Origin of the sequence: Amycolatopsis sp. NPDC006125 (genome assembly GCF_040614195.1) — a bacterium.
In the GTDB taxonomy this organism is placed as follows: domain Bacteria; phylum Actinomycetota; class Actinomycetes; order Mycobacteriales; family Pseudonocardiaceae; genus Amycolatopsis_E; species Amycolatopsis_E tucumanensis.
Map to the genome: position 1 here is coordinate 25,225 of NZ_JBEXTZ010000079.1, position 17,270 is coordinate 42,494.

Here is a 17,270-nt window from a genome sequence, read left to right on the forward strand (position 1 = left end):
AGCGTGAAGCCAGGTTATGAGCTCAGCAGGTACACCGTGGTGCCGCCGACGGTCGTGGCGGTGAAGTTCGCGGCGACCCACGCCTGAATCTCGCTGGACGACGTCTCACCGGAGCCGCGCATGCCCTGCCCGTCGGCGAGGTAGTACTTGATCTCGCCGGCCGCGACGTAGGCCTGGAACTGCTCCAGCGTCGGCGAGTCGTCGCTGCCGTCCCAGCCGCCGATCGCGATGACGGCCTTGCCGGTCGCCAGCTCCAGGCTCGCGGCCTGCTGTGACCCGCTGACCGCCGCCGCCCACCTGGTCGTGGTCTGCGACAGCAGCGTGGTCAGTTCCGCCGAGGACGTCTCCCTGCCCGGGCCGGCGCCCATCACGCTGCCGGCCATCGCGCTGCTGCCCGGGCCGGACGCCGGGGTCGAGCCGTTGTGCGCGACGCTCGCGGTGGTCACCGCGTAGGCCGCGCCGCCGAGCCCGAACACCAGCACCGCGGCGGTGATCAGCACCGCGCCGATCCGCCGGAACTGAGTGGCCCCGGCCAGCAGCCCGGTCGACACGACCAGCCCGAGCGCGACGACCACGAACTTCAGCCATGGCAGGTAGTCCGGGGTGCGGGCGAGCAGGATGTAGTCCCACACCGCGGTCACCGCGACCATGCCGGCCAGCACCGCCCGGGCGGAGGAGTTCGCCCGGCCCTGCCACAGCGCCTTGCCCGCGATCGCGACCAGCGCGGCGATCGCCGGGGCCAGCGCCACCGAGTAGTACGGGTGGACGGTGCCGCTCATGAAGCTGAACACGCCCGCGGTGATGACCAGCCAGCCGCCCCACAGCAGCAGCGACAGCCGGGTGTTGTCGGTGCGCGGCGCGCGGCGGGTGAACCACAGCCCGGCGACCAGGCCGAGCGCCGCGGCGGGGAGCAGCCAGGAGATCTCGGTGCCGAAGGCGGAGTTGAACATCCGGAACAGGCCGGTGCTGCCGCCGAATCCGGCGCCGCCGCCTCCGCCCGTGTTGCCGTCGCCGCCGAAGATCCGGCCCAGGCCGTTGTAGCCGAGCGCCAGCTCCAGCAGGCTGTTGGTCGTCGAACCGCCGATGTAGGGACGCGAAGACGCGGGCCAGATCTCCACCAGCGCGACGTACCACCCGGCCGACACGACGACGGCGACGAGCGCGCCGAGCAGGTGCAGCAGGCGACGCCGCAGCGAGGCCGGCGCGGCCACCAGGTACACCAGTGCGAACGCCGGCAGCACCAGGAACGCCTGCATCATCTTGGTCAGGAACGCGAACCCGATCGCGACACCGGCCAGCGCCAGCCACTTCCCACTCGCCTTCTCGGTGGCGCGCACCGTGCAGTACGCGCCCGCCACGAGCAGCAGCACCAGCAGCGCGTCCGGGTTGTCGAACCGGAACATCAGCACGGCCACCGGGGTCAGCGCGAACGCGGCGCCCGCGAACAACCCGACGACGGGTCCGGACATCCGCTTCACGGTCGTGTACAGCAGTCCGACCGAGGCGACACCCATCAGCGCCTGTGGCGCCAGCACGGTGAAGCTGGAGAAGCCGAAGATCCGCGCGAAGGCCACCGCGACCCACAGCGCGGCGGGTGGTTTGTCGACGGTGATCGAGTTGCCGGAGTCCAGCGAGCCGAACAGCCAGGCCTTCAGGTCCTGGGTGCCGGCCTGGACCGCGGCGGCGTAGAAGCTGTTGCCGTAGCCGGAGGCGGTCAGATTCCACAGGTAGAGCACCGCGGTCGCGGCCAGCAGCGCGAGCACCGCGGGCCGCACCCAGGCGGGCTGGTTCGACGGCCCCCGCAAGAGCCGGCGTATCCGGCCGCCGGGCGGGGACCCGTCGGGATCCCCGGCCCGGTGCCGCGGCCCGGTGCGGGCCGGCTCGGTCAGGACGCTGGTCATCTCGGCTCTCTTTTCTCTCGGTGGAGTCAGCTCTGGCGGCGCGGGTGGAACACCCAGCCGCGCAGCAGGACGAATCGGAGGACGGTGGCGGCGAGGTTCGCCAGCACCAGGACGGTCAGTTCGAGTGCGAGCCCGGGCGCGGTGAGCCCGGTCAGCAGCGCGAGCGAGCCGCTGGTCAGGACGAGCCCGAGGCCGAACACGATCAGGCCTTCGAACTGGTGCCGCCCCGCGCCCTTCGCGCCGCGCACGCCGAAGGTGAACCGGCGGTTGGCGGCGGTGTTGGCGACGGCGGTGAGGCCCAGCGCCAGGAAGTTGGCGAGCTGGGCGCCCATGCCGAGGCGCAGCAGCAGGAACAGCACCAGGTAGGCGAGCGTGCTGCCGACACCGATCGCGGCGAAGCGGACCAGCTGCGTGGCCAGCCGCGGCGGCACCCCGGGCGCCGACACGCCGATCGGGTGGCGGCCCAGCTGCGCGCGCAGGTCGCTGATCGGCAGCGTGCCCTTGGTGAACGCGCGCAGCATCCGGGCCACGCCCTTGAGGTCGGCGGTCGCTGTCGCGATGATGTCGACCGAGGAGTTCGGATCGTCCACCCAGTCCACCGGCACCTCGTGAATGCGCAGCCCGGCGCGCTCGGCGAGCACCAGCAGTTCGGTGTCGAAGAACCAGCCGGTGTCCTCGACCAGCGGCAGCAGCTGCCTGGCCACGTCGGAGCGGATCGCCTTGAAACCGCACTGCGCGTCGGAGAACTTGGCGGCGAGCGCGCCGCGCAGGATGAGGTTGTAGCAGCGGGAGATGAACTCGCGCTTGGGGCCGCGCACGACGCGGGCGCCGCGGGCCAGCCGCGAGCCGATCGCGACGTCCGAGTGCCCGGAGATCAGCGGGGCGACCAGCGGCGCCAGCGCGGCCAGGTCGGTCGACAGGTCGACGTCCATGTAGGCGACGACCGGAGCGTCCGAAGTGGACCAGACGGCGTTCAGTGCCCGCCCGCGGCCCTTGAGGTCCAGGTGGTGCACCTCGACCTCGGCGAACTCGCGGGCGAGGCGCTCGGCCACCTGCAGTGTGGTGTCGGTGCTCGCGTTGTCGGCGACGGTGATGCGGAAGCGGTAGGGGAGGGTGGCGGTCAAGTGGGCGTGCAGCCGGCGGATGCACGGCTCCAGGTCGGTTTCCTCGTTGTAGACCGGGATGACGACATCGAGAACCGGGTTGGCTGTCCAGGTGTCGATGCGGGTGGTGCCGGGGCCGGCCGCGGGAGTCGTGACTGTCATGACTCCACGATCGGCCGGCCCGCTGTGCCCCTTCTGTGAAAAGTTCTTGTGGCGCCTAGGAAGTCAGGTCGTACACGGTTACACCGTCCACAGTGGTCGCGCTGTGGTTCGCGGCGACCCATTCGGCGATCTCCTCGGCCGAGTCGCTGCCGCCGGTGCTGTTGATCTCGGTCGGCTCGCCGATGAAGTAGTGGATCCGCCCGTCCGCCACGTACTGCTGGAACTGCGCCAGCGTCGGGGACGGGTCGGTGCCGTTGAACCCGCCCAGCGCCATCACAGGGAAGCCGGACGCCAGCTGGTAGCTCGCCGCCGGGTTGGAGCCGACGGTGGCCGCGACCCACGTGTAGTTCTCCGCGTCGGCTTGCAGCAGCGCGGTCATCTCGGCGCTCGGTGTCGTGGTGGTGAGCAGGCTGCCGACGCCGCCGCGCATCCCGCCGCGCTGACCACCACCGGGCGGGCCGCCCTGGCCGCCGAAGCCGCCGAACCCGCCGCTGCTCGGCCCGGCCGAGGGGATCGCGCCGGAGTGCGGCGTGGCGACGGTCGCCACCGTGTACGCGCCGGACCCGAGGAGCGAGGCGATCAGGGCCAGCGCCGCGACCCCGCGGGCGCCGGCGCGCGGCAGCCGGTCGGACACCAGCACCAGCACCGCGGCGGCCAGCCCGAGCAGCAGCACCACGTACTTCAGCCAGGGCAGCCAGGTGGATTCCCGCGTCAGCAACAGGTATGCGGTCAGCGCGGTGAGCACGACCCCGCTGGACAGCAGCCCGGACGCGATCGGGTGCGTCCGCGCCCGCCACAGCCGCACGGCGCCGGTGCCGACGAGCGCGGCGACCGCCGGGGCCAGCGCGACCGTGTAGTAGGGGTGGATGATCCCGCTCATGAAACTGAACACGCCGCCGGTGACGACCAGCCAGCCGCCCCACAGGATCGTCGCGGCGCGGGTCCGGTCGGTGCGCGGGGCGCGCCAGGTCAGCCACGCGAGCGCGCCGGTGGCGATCGCGGCGGCGGGCAGCAGCCAGGCGATCCCGCCCGCCATCTCACTGCCGAACAGCCGCGCCCAGCTGCCGCTGCTCTGCGCGCCGCCGAGGCTGCCGACCTCGTCGCCGGTGATCCGGCCGACGCCGTTGTAGCCGAGGGTCAGTTCGAGGATGCTGTTGCTCTGCGACCCGCCGATGAACGGCCGCGAGTCCGCCGGCCACAGCTCGACGACCGCGAGGTACCAGCCCGCCGAGACGACCACCGCGCCCAGCGCGCCGAGCAGGTGCAGCAGCCGCTTGCCCAGCGAGGCGGGTGCGGCGACGAGGTAGGCGATCGCGAACGCCGGGAGCACCAGGAACGCCTGCAGCATCTTCGCCAGGAAGCCGAACCCGACCGCGACCCCGGCCAGCGCGAGCCACTTCGGGGACGCCTTCTCCAGCGCCCGCGTCACGCAATACGCGCCGAGCACGAGCAGCAGGACCAGCAGCGCGTCCGGGTTGTTGAAGCGGAACATCAGCGCCGCCACCGGGGTCAGCGCGAGCACCGCACCTGCCAGCAGTCCTGCCGCCGGCCCGGAGACGCGGCGCACGGAAGCGAACAGCGCCCATACCGAGCCGACGCCCATCAGCGCCTGCGGCACGAGGATGCTCCACGAGCTGAGCCCGAACAGCCGCACCGACAGGCCCATCACCCACAGGGCGGCGGGTGTCTTGTCGACGGTGATCGCGTTCGCGGCGTCGCTGGAGCCGAAGAACCACGCCTTCCAGCTCTCCCCGCCGGCCTGCGCGGCGGCCGAGTAGAACGCGTTGGCCCAGCCGGACGCGCTCAGCCCCCACAGGTAGAGCACGGCGGTGGCGATCAGCAGCCCGCCCAGTGCCGGGCGCACCCACCCCGGGCGGGACGGGTGCGGATCGGCGGGTTCGGGGGTCGAGGGCGTGGAGCCGCGCTCGGCGAGGGCCGTCATGAGTTCACTGTGACCGCGCGAGCTTGGCCGGTCTTGTGGCGTTCCTGTGCGGAACCTGTGCGCGGCAGCCGCACCTCGAACTCGGTGCGGCCGGGTCTGCTGTGCACGCCGACCGTGCCGTGGTGCGCGTGCACCACCGCGGCGACGATGGCCATGCCGAGACCGGTGCTGCCTGCCGTGCGGGAGCGTGACGAGTCGCCGCGCGCGAAGCGTTCGAAGACGTGCGGCAGCAGGTCCGGCGCGATGCCGGGGCCGTCGTCGGTGACGGTCAGGACCGCGCTGCCGTCCGCCGACACGGTCAGCCGCGTGGTCACCGTCGTGCCGGGCGGGGTGTGCGTGCGGCCGTTGGCGAGCAGGTTGCCGAGCACCTGGTGCAGGCGCTGCGCGTCGCCGGTCACCACGACCGGGTCGGGCGGCAGCTCGAGCCGCCACCGGTGCCCCGGCCCGGTGATGTGCGCGTCGCCGACGGCGTCGGCGACCAGGCGGGTCAGGTCGACCTCGCCGGCGTCGAGCGGGCGTCCCGCGTCCAACCGGGCGAGCAGCAGCAGGTCGTCGACCAGCGTCGTCATGCGGTCGGCTTCGGATTCGACGCGGCTCATCGCGTGCGCGATTTCCGGCGGCACGCGGCCGCCGCTGCGCCGGGTCAGCTCGGCGTACCCGCGGATCGCGGCGAGCGGCGTGCGCAGCTCGTGGCTGGCGTCCGCGACGAACTGGCGCACCCGCATCTCGCTGTTCGCGCGGGCGTCGAGGGCGTTGTCGATGTGCACGAGCATCCGGTTCAGCGCGTAGCCGACCTGACCGACCTCGGTGGAGGGGTCGGTGTCGGTGACCGGGACGCGCACTGACAACGCGACGTCGCGGCGGTCCAGCGGCAGCTCGGTCACCTTGGACGCCGCCGCGGCCACGCGGTCCAGCGGGCGCAGGGTCCGGCGCACGACGAACGCCCCGACGAACCCCGCGCCCAGCACGGCGATCGCGGCGACCGCGGCGAGGATGATCCCGACGGTGAGCAGCGTGTCCTCGGCCTGGTTCATCGGCAGGCCGAGGACCAGCACGACCCCGTCGTCGATGGTCGCGATGACCCGGTAGTCGCCGCTGGACAGCGAGATCGTGTGGGCGTGGCCGTCGACCGGGATCGCCGGCAGGGCCGCGGCGTCGGCGGCGGGCAGCGCCTGCGCCTCGTTCTCCGGCGAGCCCGGGATGGGGGCGAGGGTGGCCGCTTCGAGCACCCGGCCGCCGGAGAGCTGCGCGTACAGGGTGCCTTCCGCGGTGCCCGGGATGTGCAGCGGATCGTTTCCGGCGGGCCCGTCGAAGTGCCGGGTCCGCTCGACCGCGTCCCGCACCTGGGTGTCGACCTGCTGGGTGAGGAACCTGCTCAGCGCGAACTCGCTGATCACGCCCACCACCAGGCACACGACGGCGAGCAGCGCGACGAGCGCCGCGATCAGCTTGGTCCGCAGCGGGCGGACGCGCCGCGGTCGCGTCCCGGCCCGCCGGTGGGGCAGGTTCATGCCACGACGATCCGTCGGGTTCGTGTGTGGTGCTTGTGCCGTCCCTGTGAGGCGGCTGTGTCCGTCCGGGCACAGGAATCCTTCACCCGTCCCACAGTCGGTCCACAGCGGAGCCGCCGAAGCTGGTCCTCGACGCACCGGCGAGAGGAACCCACGATGACCACGGAACAGCAGACCGCCCCGCAGTCCCAGGAATGGGGCGCCCAGCAGCCGCCGCGGAAGTGGTCCGCGCGCAAGACCGTGGCCGCGGTCGCCATCGCGGTCGGCGTCGCGGGCGCGGGTGGCGTGGCGATCTACGCGGCGAGCGGTTCGACCGATTCGTCGGCGATGAGCCAGGGCGGAATGGGGATGCCCGGCGGCGGTTCGCCGAGCGCGATGATGAACGCGCTGCACGGCGAGTACGTCGTCTCCGACGGCAACGGCGGCTACACCACCGAGCTGATGCAGATCGGCACCGTGACCGAGGTCAGCGCGACGTCGCTGACCGCCAAGAGCGACGACGGCTACACCAAGACCTACACGATCGACAGCGACACCGCGGTCGGCGGCAACGCCGACCTGAGCAGCATCGCCACCGGCGACACGGTCACAGTCGTCGCATCGGTGTCCGGCGACGCCGCGACCGCCGACACGCTGACCGAGGGCACTGCTATGGCAGGCCCGGGCGGTCAGCAGGGCGTGCTGCCGCGCCGCGACGACAGCACATCGGGCTCGAACTGACGTGGGCGCGAGGGAGAGCGACGCGCGGCGGGCCGGCTGGCTGACCGCGGTCGCGGGCACGGTGCACGAGGCTTCAGCGACGGGGGAGTCCACTTCGGACAGCGCTACGGTGCCCGCGCTCCGCGGCGGGGACTTGTCGTCCCACGGACGGCGGCGCGGATAGGGCCTACCTGGCGGGGCGAGCGCGCGCCGCAACGGGGTTTCCCGCGCTGGCCGACCGGGACGCGGACCTCGCGCACGGCGCTGGCGCGCTGGACCGGGACCCGTGGGGCTACCCGGTGCCGCCCACCCGGGAGCCCGAGGTGCCGCCCGGACTGGTCCCACACGCCGAACGAGCGGCCCGCCTCTGCCCGACGCTGGCTTTGCGGCTGCGCCGTTAGCATCGCCGGATGGGCGGGGCGTCGCGGAACCTGAACTACCAGCCCGAGTGGCCGGTCCCGGAGTTCGTGGGGCTGTCGGTCCCGCAGGCTCGCGCGCTGGCCGATGAAACCGGCGTGGTGCTGACCGACGGGGTGACCGGCGCACCGCCGGTCGCCGGACGCATCGCTCGCCAGGACCCGCACGCCGCGCCGTCCGCCCACGGTGACGGTCTGGCTCGAGCGGGACACGCCGGCCTGACCGCCAGCGGCGCGCCTGGCGCGCCATCGCGCCCTCCGCGCACCGTCACGGTGTGGGTCGACCGGGACACCCCGCCGCTAACCGTCAGCCGCGCGCCCGCGTGCGCAGGTGGATGCGCTCACCCTGCTTGCCGAACAGGCTCAGCACCTCCACGGCACCCCGGCCGGCCGCGCCGAACCAGTGCGGGATCTGGCAGTCGAACTCGGCGGCCTCCCCGGCGCCCATCACGAAGTCCTGGCCGCCCAGTTGCACGCGGAGCCGTCCACGCAGCACGTACAGCCACTCGTGGCCCGCGTGGGTGCGCAGGTGCGGCTCCTCGTCGTGCGCCGGGATGATCATCTTGTACGCCCGCGGTTCGGTCTGCTGCCGGGACAGCGGGATCAGCACCCTGCCGTCCTTCCGCGTCGGCTCCTGGGGCACCCGCGGGTCGACGATCCGGGGCGCGGCGACGATCTCGTCGAGCGGCACCCCCAGCGCGGCGGTGACCGGCAGCAGCAGCTCCAGGCTCGGCTTGCGCTGACCCGACTCCAGCCGCGACAACGTGCTCGTCGAGATGCCGGTGGCGCGCGCCAGCGCGGTCAGGCTGACGTTCTTCCGCTCACGGGCGCGCCGCAGCCGGGGAGCGATCTGCTCGATGACGGCGCCGACGGTCGGTTGCGACTCCACAGGCGGAGTGAACCAAAGGCGTCCCGGTTTCGGCAACGTCTGTTGTCGGAGCCGGGCGGATCTCCGGATCCTCGCGGTGGAGGTGATCCGAATGGAGATGTTGGTCGGCAGGCGGACCCGGAACCGCCTGCCCGCAGGGGTGTACCTGCTCGGCTTCAGCCTGTTCGCGATGGGCACGGCGGAGTTCCTGCTGGCCGGGGTACTGCCGGCGGTCGCCGCGGACCTGGACGTCACGCTGTCCTCGGCCGGGTTCCTGATCACCGCGTTCGCGCTCGGTGTGGTGCTCGGCGGGCCACCGTTCGCGGTGCTCAGCCTGCGCTGGCCGCGCCGCACGACGCTGGTGGTGGCGCAGGGTGTCTTCGCCGCGAGCATCGCCGCCGGGCTGCTCGGTGACTACCCCGTCCTGGTGGTCACGCGCGTGGTCGCCGGCATCGCCTACGCCGGCTTCTTCGCGGTCGCGTCGGTGACCGCGATCAGCCTCGTGACGCCCGACCGGAAAGCCAGGGCCTCCGGCGTCGTGGTGAGCGGGCTCAGCGTGGCGATGGTCGCCGGCGGGCCCGCGGGCACGCTGCTCAGCCACTTCACCGACTGGCGCGGCGGGTTCTGGGCGGTGGTGGCCCTGACGGTGGCCGGGATCGCCGGGTGCCTGCTCGGCATCCCCGCCACGCCGAACCACGCGAGCAGGCCCAGCGTCCCGGGTGAACTCGCCACCATGCGGAAACCGGCGCTGTGGGGCCTGTTCGCGATCACGATCCTGACCACGGCCGCCTACATGATCACGTTCAACTACCTGGCGGCCATGCTCACCGTGCCCGCGGTGTGGGTCCCGGCGATCCTCGCGCTGTTCGGCATCGGGGCGTTCGCCGGGCTGTCGATCGGTGGCCGGGTGTCCGACCGCCGCCCGCACCTGGCGCTGCTGACCGGCGCCGGCGCGATCGTGGTGCTCTCGGTGGCGATGGCCGCCGCGGTCGGGCACGGCTGGGCGGTGGTGCCGCTGGTCTTCCTGCTCGGCGTGGGGGCGTTCGTGCTGAACCCGGCCATCTACGGACGCGTCTTCACCGTCGCGGCCGGCGCGCCGACCCTCGCCGGCGCCACCACTGTCTCGGCGTTCCAGCTGGGGATCAGCATCACCCCGGCGTTGGCCGCGGCCGCGCTCACGTGGGGCGCCCCGCTCACCTCGGTCTGCCTGATCGGCGCCGCGCTCGCCGCGGCCGCCGTGCCGCTGATCCTGCTGGACCGGCGTTAGGCCCCCTCCGCGACGCGGGCCAGCATCGCGCGGAACGAACGCTGCTCGGCGGCGCTCAGCGGGCCGAGCAGCTCGTCCTCCACGGCGCGGATGGCGGCCCGCGCCGCGGCGTGGCGGGCCTCGCCGTCCGGGGTGAGCCGCACCGTGTGCGAGCGGCGGTCCGCCGGGTCGCGCTCGCGCACCACCAGGCCCTCCTGGGCGAGTTCGTCGAGCAGGCCGATCAGCCGGGTCTTGTCGTAACCGATGGCCTTCGCCAGCGCCAGCTGCGAGGTCGCCGGCTGCGCCGCGAGGCTCGACAACGCCGCGTACGCCCACATCGACAGCCCGTGCGCACGCAGCACGGGCTCCTCCGCCTTCATCAACCGCCGCACGATGCGCGCCAGCGAGGCGCCGAGTTCTGCCACGCACCGAATCGTAGAGTGACAAGACGATAAGCATGAGCGTACGATCTGCTCATGCCTACGATTGCCGAGTCCGTCTCGATCGCCGCCACGCCCCAGACCGTCTTCGACCTCGTGTCCGACCCCAGCCAGCTGCCGAAGTGGGCGCCCGGCGTGGACGGCACACGCGTGCGCGTCCGCGCGTCACGGGAACACGGCACCGTCGACTTCTTCGCCGCCGACAACCCGGCCGCCGGCGTCTACACCCGCGTGCTCCCGAACGGCGACGGCGCCGAGTACCAGTTCACGATGTTCTTCCCGGACGGCACACCGGAGACGGTCGTCGCGGAGCAGGCGTCGGTCGTGCGCGGTGAACTGGAGTCCGTCCGCACGCTCTGCGAATGACCGGTCAGGGCCGGTGGAAGTGCTCCACGTGCACGGCCTCGTCCGGCACGGCGTGCTCCGCCAGCGCCGACCGCACCGGCCCGGCGACCTCGGCCGGCGCGCACAGCAGCCACTCGTCCACCTTCGACGGGTGCAGCCGCGCCTCCAGCAGCCCCCGGATTCGGCCCGGGTCCAGCCCGCCCGGCAGGTACCGCTCGTACGAGATCGCCAGCGCCTGGCCGATGCTGTCGAACGGCCGCGTCCCCCGCGCGTACCGCAGGCTCGGGTCGCGCTCGTCGGTCCGGTAGTGCGTCACCCGCAGCCGCCCTTCGAAGCGGCGCGTGTACTCCGACAGCTCGTCGGCGAACAGCGTGTCGTCCCCGGACCGGTTCACGTACAGCAGCGTCACCCGGCTGCGGGGTGACTTCTCGAGCAGGTGCACCACGACCGGCAGCACCGGCGCGATCCCCGACCCCGCCGCGACAGCCACCACGTGCCGCGGCTCCGAGCGCAGTGTGAACGTCCCGGACGGCGGCCGCGCCAGGACCCGGTCGCCGAGCCGCAACCCCATGGCGTACCCGGAGAACCGCCCGCCGGGCACCCGCTTGATCGCCACCCGCAGCTCCGGTTCGTCCGGGCACGCGCAGATCGCATAGCTGCGCTCCACCGGCTCGCCGTCGATCTCGGCCCGCAGCACGAGGTGCTGTCCCGGCGTGAACCGGAAGACCTCGCGCAGATCGTCCGGCACGGCGAGGGTGACCACGACGGCCTCGCCGGTCAGCGAGCGCACGCCGGTGACGGTCAGCGGGTGGAACTCCGTCGGCGCCTCGGCGGCGGGCGCCGCCGGCTCCGGCGACCGCGGCCGGGGGATCGCGGTGTAGCGGTAGAACGGACGGCCGGGCCGCTCGGCGTGCATCCGGTGGTAGCCGGTCGGCCGCCGCCGCGGGTGCCAGTCGTGGCACCACGACACCAGCGCGAGCGCGAGCCGCTGCGGCACCACGTAGACCACCGCCAGCTCCCACCCGTGCCCGGTGCCGACCACGGCCGCGAGCACGCACGGCAGGAACACGAGCATCCCGAGCATCTCGGCGCTCTCCGCGGTCGGCCGCCCCGGTGTGGACAGGTAGCGCCACGCGTACCAGAGGTCGACGGTGGCCCATCGCAGCGGCAGCGTCCACGCCGGTCCGCGCGTGTTCCACGGCGTGAGGTGCTCCGGCGAACCGGACCGGTGCTGGGTGAGGTGCACGTACCTGGCCGCGGGGAAGCCGCCGAACGGCGACACGAACGGCACCGTCAGGCGGCCGAGCGCCCCGTTCACCCACGTGAGGCTGCCCGCGGCGTGGTGCGCGGCCTCGTGCAGCACGGTGAACAGGGCGACCACGGCGAGCGTGTGCAGCGGCACGGTCACCCACGCCGGTGAGTGCCAGACCAGGGCGAGCAGCGTCGCCCAGCTCCACAGGCCCAGCCCGCAGGCGGCCAGCGCGACGGTCGGCGCCACCACCATCGGCAGGCGCGTCGGGGGTTCCGCCACGACCTGCGGAACGCCCTGGACCTGGGCATCGGCTGTCACGGACCGGGCTCCTGGGGACGGCGGGACGGCAGGACCAAGACGGTAGACAAAGCGTGCGTAAATGTAAACGGAGCGCACGCGTCCGTACCTCACCGCCTGGCAGGCAGGGCCGGGCCGGTGCTGTCGGGTCACTGGCCTAGACTCGGCCTTTGGGCACAGCCGTGCCCGCTTGTCGGCTACCACCCGAAAACCAGGTTTTCACGGCTCGAGGAGAACACGTTGAAGAGCACCGTCGAGCAGCTCAGCCCGACGCGAGTCAAGATCAATGTCGAGGTGCCGTTCGACGAACTCAAACCGAACTTCGACCGCGCCTACTCCAAGATCGCCCAGCAGGTCCGCATCCCGGGCTTCCGCCCCGGCAAGGTGCCCGCTCGCGTCCTGGAGAGCCGGATCGGCCGCGCGCCGGTGCTCGATGAGGTCGTCAACGAGGCCATCCCGGCGAAGTACCTGGAGGCGGTGCGGGCCGGCGAGGTGCGCACCCTCGGCCAGCCGGACTTCGAGGTCACCAAGCTCGAGGACCGTGAGGTGCTGGAGTTCACCGCCGAGGTGGACATCCGCCCGGAGATCACCCTCCCCGACTTCAGCGGCCTGTCGGTCAGCGTCGACGACGTCGAGGTCACCGACGAGGAGGTCGACGCCGAGCTGGACAACCTCCGCGCCCGCTTCGGCACCCTGAAGGGCGTCGAGCGCCCCGCCCAGGACGGCGACTTCGTGTCGATCGACCTGTCGGCGACGGTCGACGGCCAGGAGGTCGAGGAGGCGGCCACCAGCGGGCTGTCCTACGAGATCGGCTCCGGCCAGCTGGTCGACGGCATCGACGAGGCCATCATCGGCGCGAACGAGGGCGAGACCAAGACCTTCACCACGAAGCTGGTGGCGGGTGAGTACGCCGGCCGCGACGCCGAGGTGTCGGTGACCGTGCAGAGCGTCAAGGAGCGCGAGCTCCCCGAGGCCGACGACGAGTTCGCCCAGCTGGCGAGCGAGTTCGACACCATCGACGAGCTCAAGGCCGACCTGCGCGAGCGCCTGGCCAAGATGAAGAAGGTCCAGCAGGGCGTGCAGGCGCGCGACAAGATCCTGGACGAGCTGCTGGAGTCCGTCGACGTCCCGCTGCCGGAGAAGGTCGTCGAGGCCGAGGTCGAGAACCGCAAGCACGACGCGATCCACGACCTGGACCACAGCGAGGAGAACCTCGCCAAGGTGCTGGAGACCCAGGGCAAGACCCTGGAGGAGTTCCACGCCGAGCTGCAGACCGAGGCCGAGAAGGCGGTGCGCACCCAGCTGCTGCTGGACAGCGTCGCCGACGCGGAGGAGGTCCAGGTGGGTGACGCCGAGCTGACCGAGCGGATCATCTACCAGGCCCAGCGCTTCGGCATCAGCCCGGACGAGTACGTGCAGCGGGCCCAGCAGTCGGGCCAGCTGTCCGCGATCTTCGCCGACGTGCGCCGCGGCAAGGCGCTGGCGTCGATCGTGCGCAAGGCGACGGTCACCGACGCCTCCGGCGCCGAGATCGACCTGAGCGACCTCTTCGGCGGCGACGAGGACGAGGCCCCCGCGGCCGCCACTGAGACCGAGGTCACCGAGGAACCCGCGGCCGCTTCCGAGAAATAAAGCTGTCAGCGAACTTGGGCGGTACCGGGCATGCCGGGCCGCCCGAGTTCGTTAGGGTCGGTTACAAGATCTCAGCATCTTCGACAGTGCACAGTGGATCTCCCTCCGGGAGGGCCACAGCGGTGAAAAGGCAGGCAGACGTGACGCAGCACAAGGCAGAGGCTCGCAGCTCGACCGCGGGCCTCAATCTGACCGACTCGGTGTACGAGCGGCTGCTCCAGGAGCGCATCGTCGTCCTCGGCTCCGAGGTCAACGACGAGGTGGCGAACCGGATCACCGCGCAGCTCCTGCTGCTGTCCGCGGAGGACTCCGAGTCGGACATCCGCTTCTACATCAACTCGCCGGGCGGCTCGGTGACCGCCGGGTTCGCCATCTACGACACGATGCAGCTCATCGAGCCGGACGTGGCGACCTACGCGATGGGCCTGGCCGCCTCGATGGGGCAGTTCCTGCTGTCCTCGGGCGCCCCCGGGAAGCGCTACTCGCTCCCGCACGCGCGCATCCTGATGCACCAGCCGTCGGCCGGTGTCGGTGGCACCGCGTCCGACATCGCGATCCAGGCCGAGGTCTTCGGCAAGTGGAAGCAGGAGCTGGCCCGGATCACCGCCGAGCAGACCGGTCAGTCGGTCGAGCAGATCATCGCCGACGGCGACCGGGACCGCTGGTTCACCGCCGAGGAGGCGCGGGAGTACGGCTTCGTCGACCACGTCCTCACCCGGGAGAACCAGCTCCCGTCCAGCAACGGCAGCCGCTGACCGGGCCTGATGAGGAGAAAGCTCTCATGAACAACTTCCAGCTTCCGCAGTCCCGGTACATCCTGCCGTCGTACGTCGAGCGCACGAGCTACGGCATGAAGGAGTCGAACCCGTACAACAAGCTGTACGAGGAGCGGGTCATCTTCCTGGGTGTGCAGGTGGACGACGCGTCGGCCAACGACGTGATGGCCCAGCTGCTGCACCTCGAGCACGAGGACCCCGACCGCGACATCACGATCTACATCAACTCGCCGGGTGGCTCGTTCACCTCGCTGATGGCGATCTACGACACCATGCAGTTCGTGCGCCCGGACATCCAGACCGTCGCGCTCGGCCAGGCCGCCTCCGCGGCCGCGGTCCTGCTGGCGGCGGGCACCAAGGGCAAGCGGCTCGCGCTGCCCAACGCCCGCGTGCTGATCCACCAGCCGGCCACCGAGGGCACCTACGGGCAGGTCTCGGACCTGGAGATCCAGGCCAACGAGATCCAGCGGGTGCGCCGCCTGATGGAGACCACGCTGTCCAAGCACACGAACAAGACCGCCGACGAGGTCCGCGCGGACATCGAGCGCGACAAGATCCTGACCGCCGAGCAGGCCAAGGAGTACGGCATCATCGACGAGGTGCTGCCGTACCGCAAGGCGACGCAGATCGGCTGAGGCCCGGCCCCGGGACTCTGACCCGGCCGGTGCGTGTCCTACCCGGCGCGCCCCGGCCCCCGGTTTAGGGTCTCGGGGCGCCCGGCGCCCGCTGGTCCTCCCGCGCGGCGCTCCGGGCGGGTACCGTCTAGGGGCAGCGGCCATTTTTCCCGCTGGCTCGGCGGCGAGGGCAGGAACACGATCAGGTGTGCCGGCAGGCGCACCGGAGGGGAACAGGTCAACGGTCATGGCACGGATCGGCGACGGCGGGGACCTGCTGAAGTGTTCTTTCTGCGGGAAGAGCCAGAAACAGGTGAAGAAGCTCATCGCCGGACCTGGCGTCTACATCTGCGATGAGTGCATCGACCTGTGCAACGAGATCATCGAGGAGGAGCTGGCCGAGGCCGGCGACGTCAAGCTCGACGAGCTGCCCAAGCCGCTCGACATCCACGAGTTCCTCGACCAGTACATCATCGGCCAGAGCGACGCGAAGCGGACGCTCGCCGTGGCGGTGTACAACCACTACAAGCGCATCCAGTCCGAGGACAAGACCGGTCCGAAGGATGCCAAGGACGAGCCGGTCGAGCTGGCGAAGTCGAACATCCTGCTGCTCGGGCCCACCGGCTGCGGCAAGACCTACCTCGCGCAGACCCTGGCCAAGATGCTGAACGTGCCGTTCGCGATCGCGGACGCCACGGCGCTCACCGAGGCCGGGTACGTCGGCGAGGACGTCGAGAACATCCTGCTGAAGCTGATCCAGGCCGCGGACTACGACGTCAAGCGCGCCGAGACGGGCATCATCTACATCGACGAGGTCGACAAGATCGCCCGCAAGTCGGAGAACCCGTCGATCACGCGGGACGTGTCCGGTGAGGGTGTGCAGCAGGCGCTGCTGAAGATCCTGGAGGGCACGACGGCGTCGGTGCCGCCGCAGGGTGGGCGCAAGCACCCGCACCAGGAGTTCATCCAGATCGACACCACGAACGTGTTGTTCATCGTGGCGGGCGCGTTCGCGGGCCTGGAGAAGATCATCAACGAGCGGGTCGGCAAGCGCGGCCTCGGTTTCGGCGCCGAGATCCGCACGAAGGCCGAGATCGAGGAGAGCGACGTCTTCTCCGACACGATGCCCGAGGACCTGATCAAGTTCGGGCTGATCCCGGAGTTCATCGGCCGTCTCCCGGTCGTGGCGAACGTGACGCACCTGGACAAGCACTCGCTGGTCCGGATCCTCACCGAGCCGCGCAACGCCCTGGTGAAGCAGTACAAGAAGCTCTTCGAGATGGACAACGTCGAGCTGGAGTTCACCAAGACGGCGCTCGAAGCCATCGCCGACCAGGCGGTGCTGCGCGGCACCGGCGCCCGTGGCCTGCGCGCGATCATGGAGGAGGTGCTGCAGCCGGTGATGTACGACATCCCGAGCCGCACCGACGTCGCCAAGGTCGTCATCACGGAGCAGACGGTCCGCGAGAACGTCAATCCCACGATCGTGTCGCGTCAGCCGTCCCGGCGGCGCAGCAGCGAACGTGGCGAGAAAACGGCCTGATCTGCGTGAAGGCGGCTCCTCCACGCTCGCTAAGCTAGCCGGATGAGCGTGGAGGGGGCTGGTCCCCGTTCGGGTGCCGGCGAGGGCACCGCTCCGGCCGAGGCGGCCGGGGACACCGTCGTCCCGGAGGGGCGGGACGATGTGCGTGGCATCAGCGACCTGACCTTCCGGGTGGTCGCGCCGTACCTGAGCAGTCCGATCCTGTACAAGGTCATGCTGGTGCTGCTCGGGCTGATGACCTTGGCGTGCGTGGTAGCCGCCCCCGTGCGGCTGTCGGCGCTGCCCCTGATCCCGCTCCCGGTGCTCGGCATCGGGTTCTACGCGATACGCCGGGTACGCACCGCGGACGGCGACTACCGCCCCCTGTTGCGCTGGTCAAGCCTCCTCTTCGCGGCGACGCTCATCGGCCTGTGGCTGCTGTCGGTAGTGGGCCGCTGGGTCAGCTGACCCAGCACCACCGGGAAACGCAACGCAAGCCGGCAACGAAAGGCAAGCGACTACCCCAACCAGACCTCCCCCGCCC

Annotated in this window: 15 protein-coding genes; 8 read left to right on the plus strand and 7 right to left on the minus strand. The window is 71.6% G+C overall.

Annotated elements, in window-relative coordinates; all coding sequences use genetic code 11:
• Positions 1 to 14 precede the first annotated feature (14 nt).
• The 4 genes from ABZ193_RS31655 to ABZ193_RS31670 are packed head-to-tail and all read right to left on the minus strand — an operon-like array spanning position 15 to position 6,619.
• On the minus strand, positions 15 to 1,901 hold the full coding sequence (locus tag ABZ193_RS31655; RefSeq protein ID WP_354712504.1) for a glycosyltransferase family 39 protein: 1,887 nt from the start codon (positions 1,899 to 1,901) through the stop codon (positions 15 to 17).
• A 26-nt stretch (positions 1,902 to 1,927) separates the two neighbouring features.
• A complete protein-coding gene (locus ABZ193_RS31660; protein WP_354712505.1) occupies positions 1,928 to 3,166 on the minus strand; it encodes a bifunctional glycosyltransferase family 2/GtrA family protein in 1,239 nt (412 codons plus the stop codon).
• A gap of 55 nt (positions 3,167 to 3,221) precedes the next feature.
• Positions 3,222 to 5,108, minus strand: coding sequence for a glycosyltransferase family 39 protein (locus ABZ193_RS31665; protein WP_354712506.1), 1,887 nt, complete (start codon positions 5,106 to 5,108; stop codon positions 3,222 to 3,224).
• Positions 5,105 to 6,619 (minus strand): HAMP domain-containing sensor histidine kinase, encoded by a 1,515-nt coding sequence (locus ABZ193_RS31670; RefSeq protein WP_020420745.1) that lies wholly within the window; start codon positions 6,617 to 6,619, stop codon positions 5,105 to 5,107. Before ABZ193_RS31670 ends, ABZ193_RS31665 begins: the two co-directional genes overlap by 4 nt.
• A 156-nt stretch (positions 6,620 to 6,775) precedes the next feature.
• On the opposite strand from ABZ193_RS31670, the gene ABZ193_RS31675 reads away from it, so the two are divergent.
• Complete coding sequence (locus tag ABZ193_RS31675) at positions 6,776 to 7,339, plus strand: hypothetical protein (RefSeq protein WP_020420746.1); 564 nt, start codon at positions 6,776 to 6,778, stop codon at positions 7,337 to 7,339.
• Positions 7,340 to 8,041: 702 nt separating this feature from the next.
• Here ABZ193_RS31675 and ABZ193_RS31680 read toward each other — a convergent pair.
• Positions 8,042 to 8,623: an XRE family transcriptional regulator gene (locus tag ABZ193_RS31680; protein WP_020420747.1), complete on the minus strand. Its 582-nt coding sequence runs from the start codon at positions 8,621 to 8,623 to the stop codon at positions 8,042 to 8,044.
• Positions 8,624 to 8,714: 91 nt separating this feature from the next.
• Here ABZ193_RS31680 and ABZ193_RS31685 point away from each other — a divergent pair, with 91 nt between their 5' ends.
• Positions 8,715 to 9,869, plus strand: coding sequence for an MFS transporter (locus tag ABZ193_RS31685; RefSeq protein ID WP_354712507.1), 1,155 nt, complete (start codon positions 8,715 to 8,717; stop codon positions 9,867 to 9,869).
• Here the strand turns inward: ABZ193_RS31685 and ABZ193_RS31690 are convergent.
• A complete protein-coding gene (locus ABZ193_RS31690) occupies positions 9,866 to 10,273 on the minus strand; it encodes a MarR family transcriptional regulator (protein WP_020420749.1) in 408 nt (135 codons plus the stop codon). The two genes, ABZ193_RS31685 and ABZ193_RS31690, sit on opposite strands and share 4 nt — an antisense overlap.
• Positions 10,274 to 10,324: 51 nt before the next feature.
• Between ABZ193_RS31690 and ABZ193_RS31695 the strand changes: the two genes are divergently transcribed.
• Entirely contained in the window at positions 10,325 to 10,654 is a 330-nt protein-coding gene (locus ABZ193_RS31695; protein WP_354712508.1) for an SRPBCC family protein, read from the plus strand.
• A 4-nt stretch (positions 10,655 to 10,658) separates the two neighbouring features.
• Here the strand turns inward: ABZ193_RS31695 and ABZ193_RS31700 are convergent, their stop codons facing one another.
• Positions 10,659 to 12,203 (minus strand): FAD-binding oxidoreductase, encoded by a 1,545-nt coding sequence (locus ABZ193_RS31700; RefSeq protein WP_354712509.1) that lies wholly within the window; start codon positions 12,201 to 12,203, stop codon positions 10,659 to 10,661.
• Between the two features lie 219 nt (positions 12,204 to 12,422).
• Here ABZ193_RS31700 and tig point away from each other — a divergent pair, with 219 nt between their 5' ends.
• The 5 genes from tig (at position 12,423) to ABZ193_RS31725 (ending at position 17,194) form a co-directional block, all read left to right on the plus strand.
• Entirely contained in the window at positions 12,423 to 13,814 is a 1,392-nt protein-coding gene (gene tig, locus ABZ193_RS31705) for a trigger factor (protein ID WP_020420752.1), read from the plus strand.
• 140 nt (positions 13,815 to 13,954) lie between these two features.
• On the plus strand, positions 13,955 to 14,569 hold the full coding sequence (locus ABZ193_RS31710; RefSeq protein ID WP_020420753.1) for an ATP-dependent Clp protease proteolytic subunit: 615 nt from the start codon (positions 13,955 to 13,957) through the stop codon (positions 14,567 to 14,569).
• 26 nt (positions 14,570 to 14,595) lie between these two features.
• On the plus strand, positions 14,596 to 15,225 hold the full coding sequence (locus tag ABZ193_RS31715) for an ATP-dependent Clp protease proteolytic subunit (RefSeq protein WP_020420754.1): 630 nt from the start codon (positions 14,596 to 14,598) through the stop codon (positions 15,223 to 15,225).
• 226 nt (positions 15,226 to 15,451) lie between these two features.
• On the plus strand, positions 15,452 to 16,747 hold the full coding sequence (gene clpX / locus ABZ193_RS31720) for an ATP-dependent Clp protease ATP-binding subunit ClpX (RefSeq protein WP_020420755.1): 1,296 nt from the start codon (positions 15,452 to 15,454) through the stop codon (positions 16,745 to 16,747).
• Positions 16,748 to 16,789: 42 nt separating this feature from the next.
• Positions 16,790 to 17,194: a hypothetical protein gene (locus ABZ193_RS31725; protein WP_354712510.1), complete on the plus strand. Its 405-nt coding sequence runs from the start codon at positions 16,790 to 16,792 to the stop codon at positions 17,192 to 17,194.
• Positions 17,195 to 17,270 lie beyond the last annotated feature (76 nt).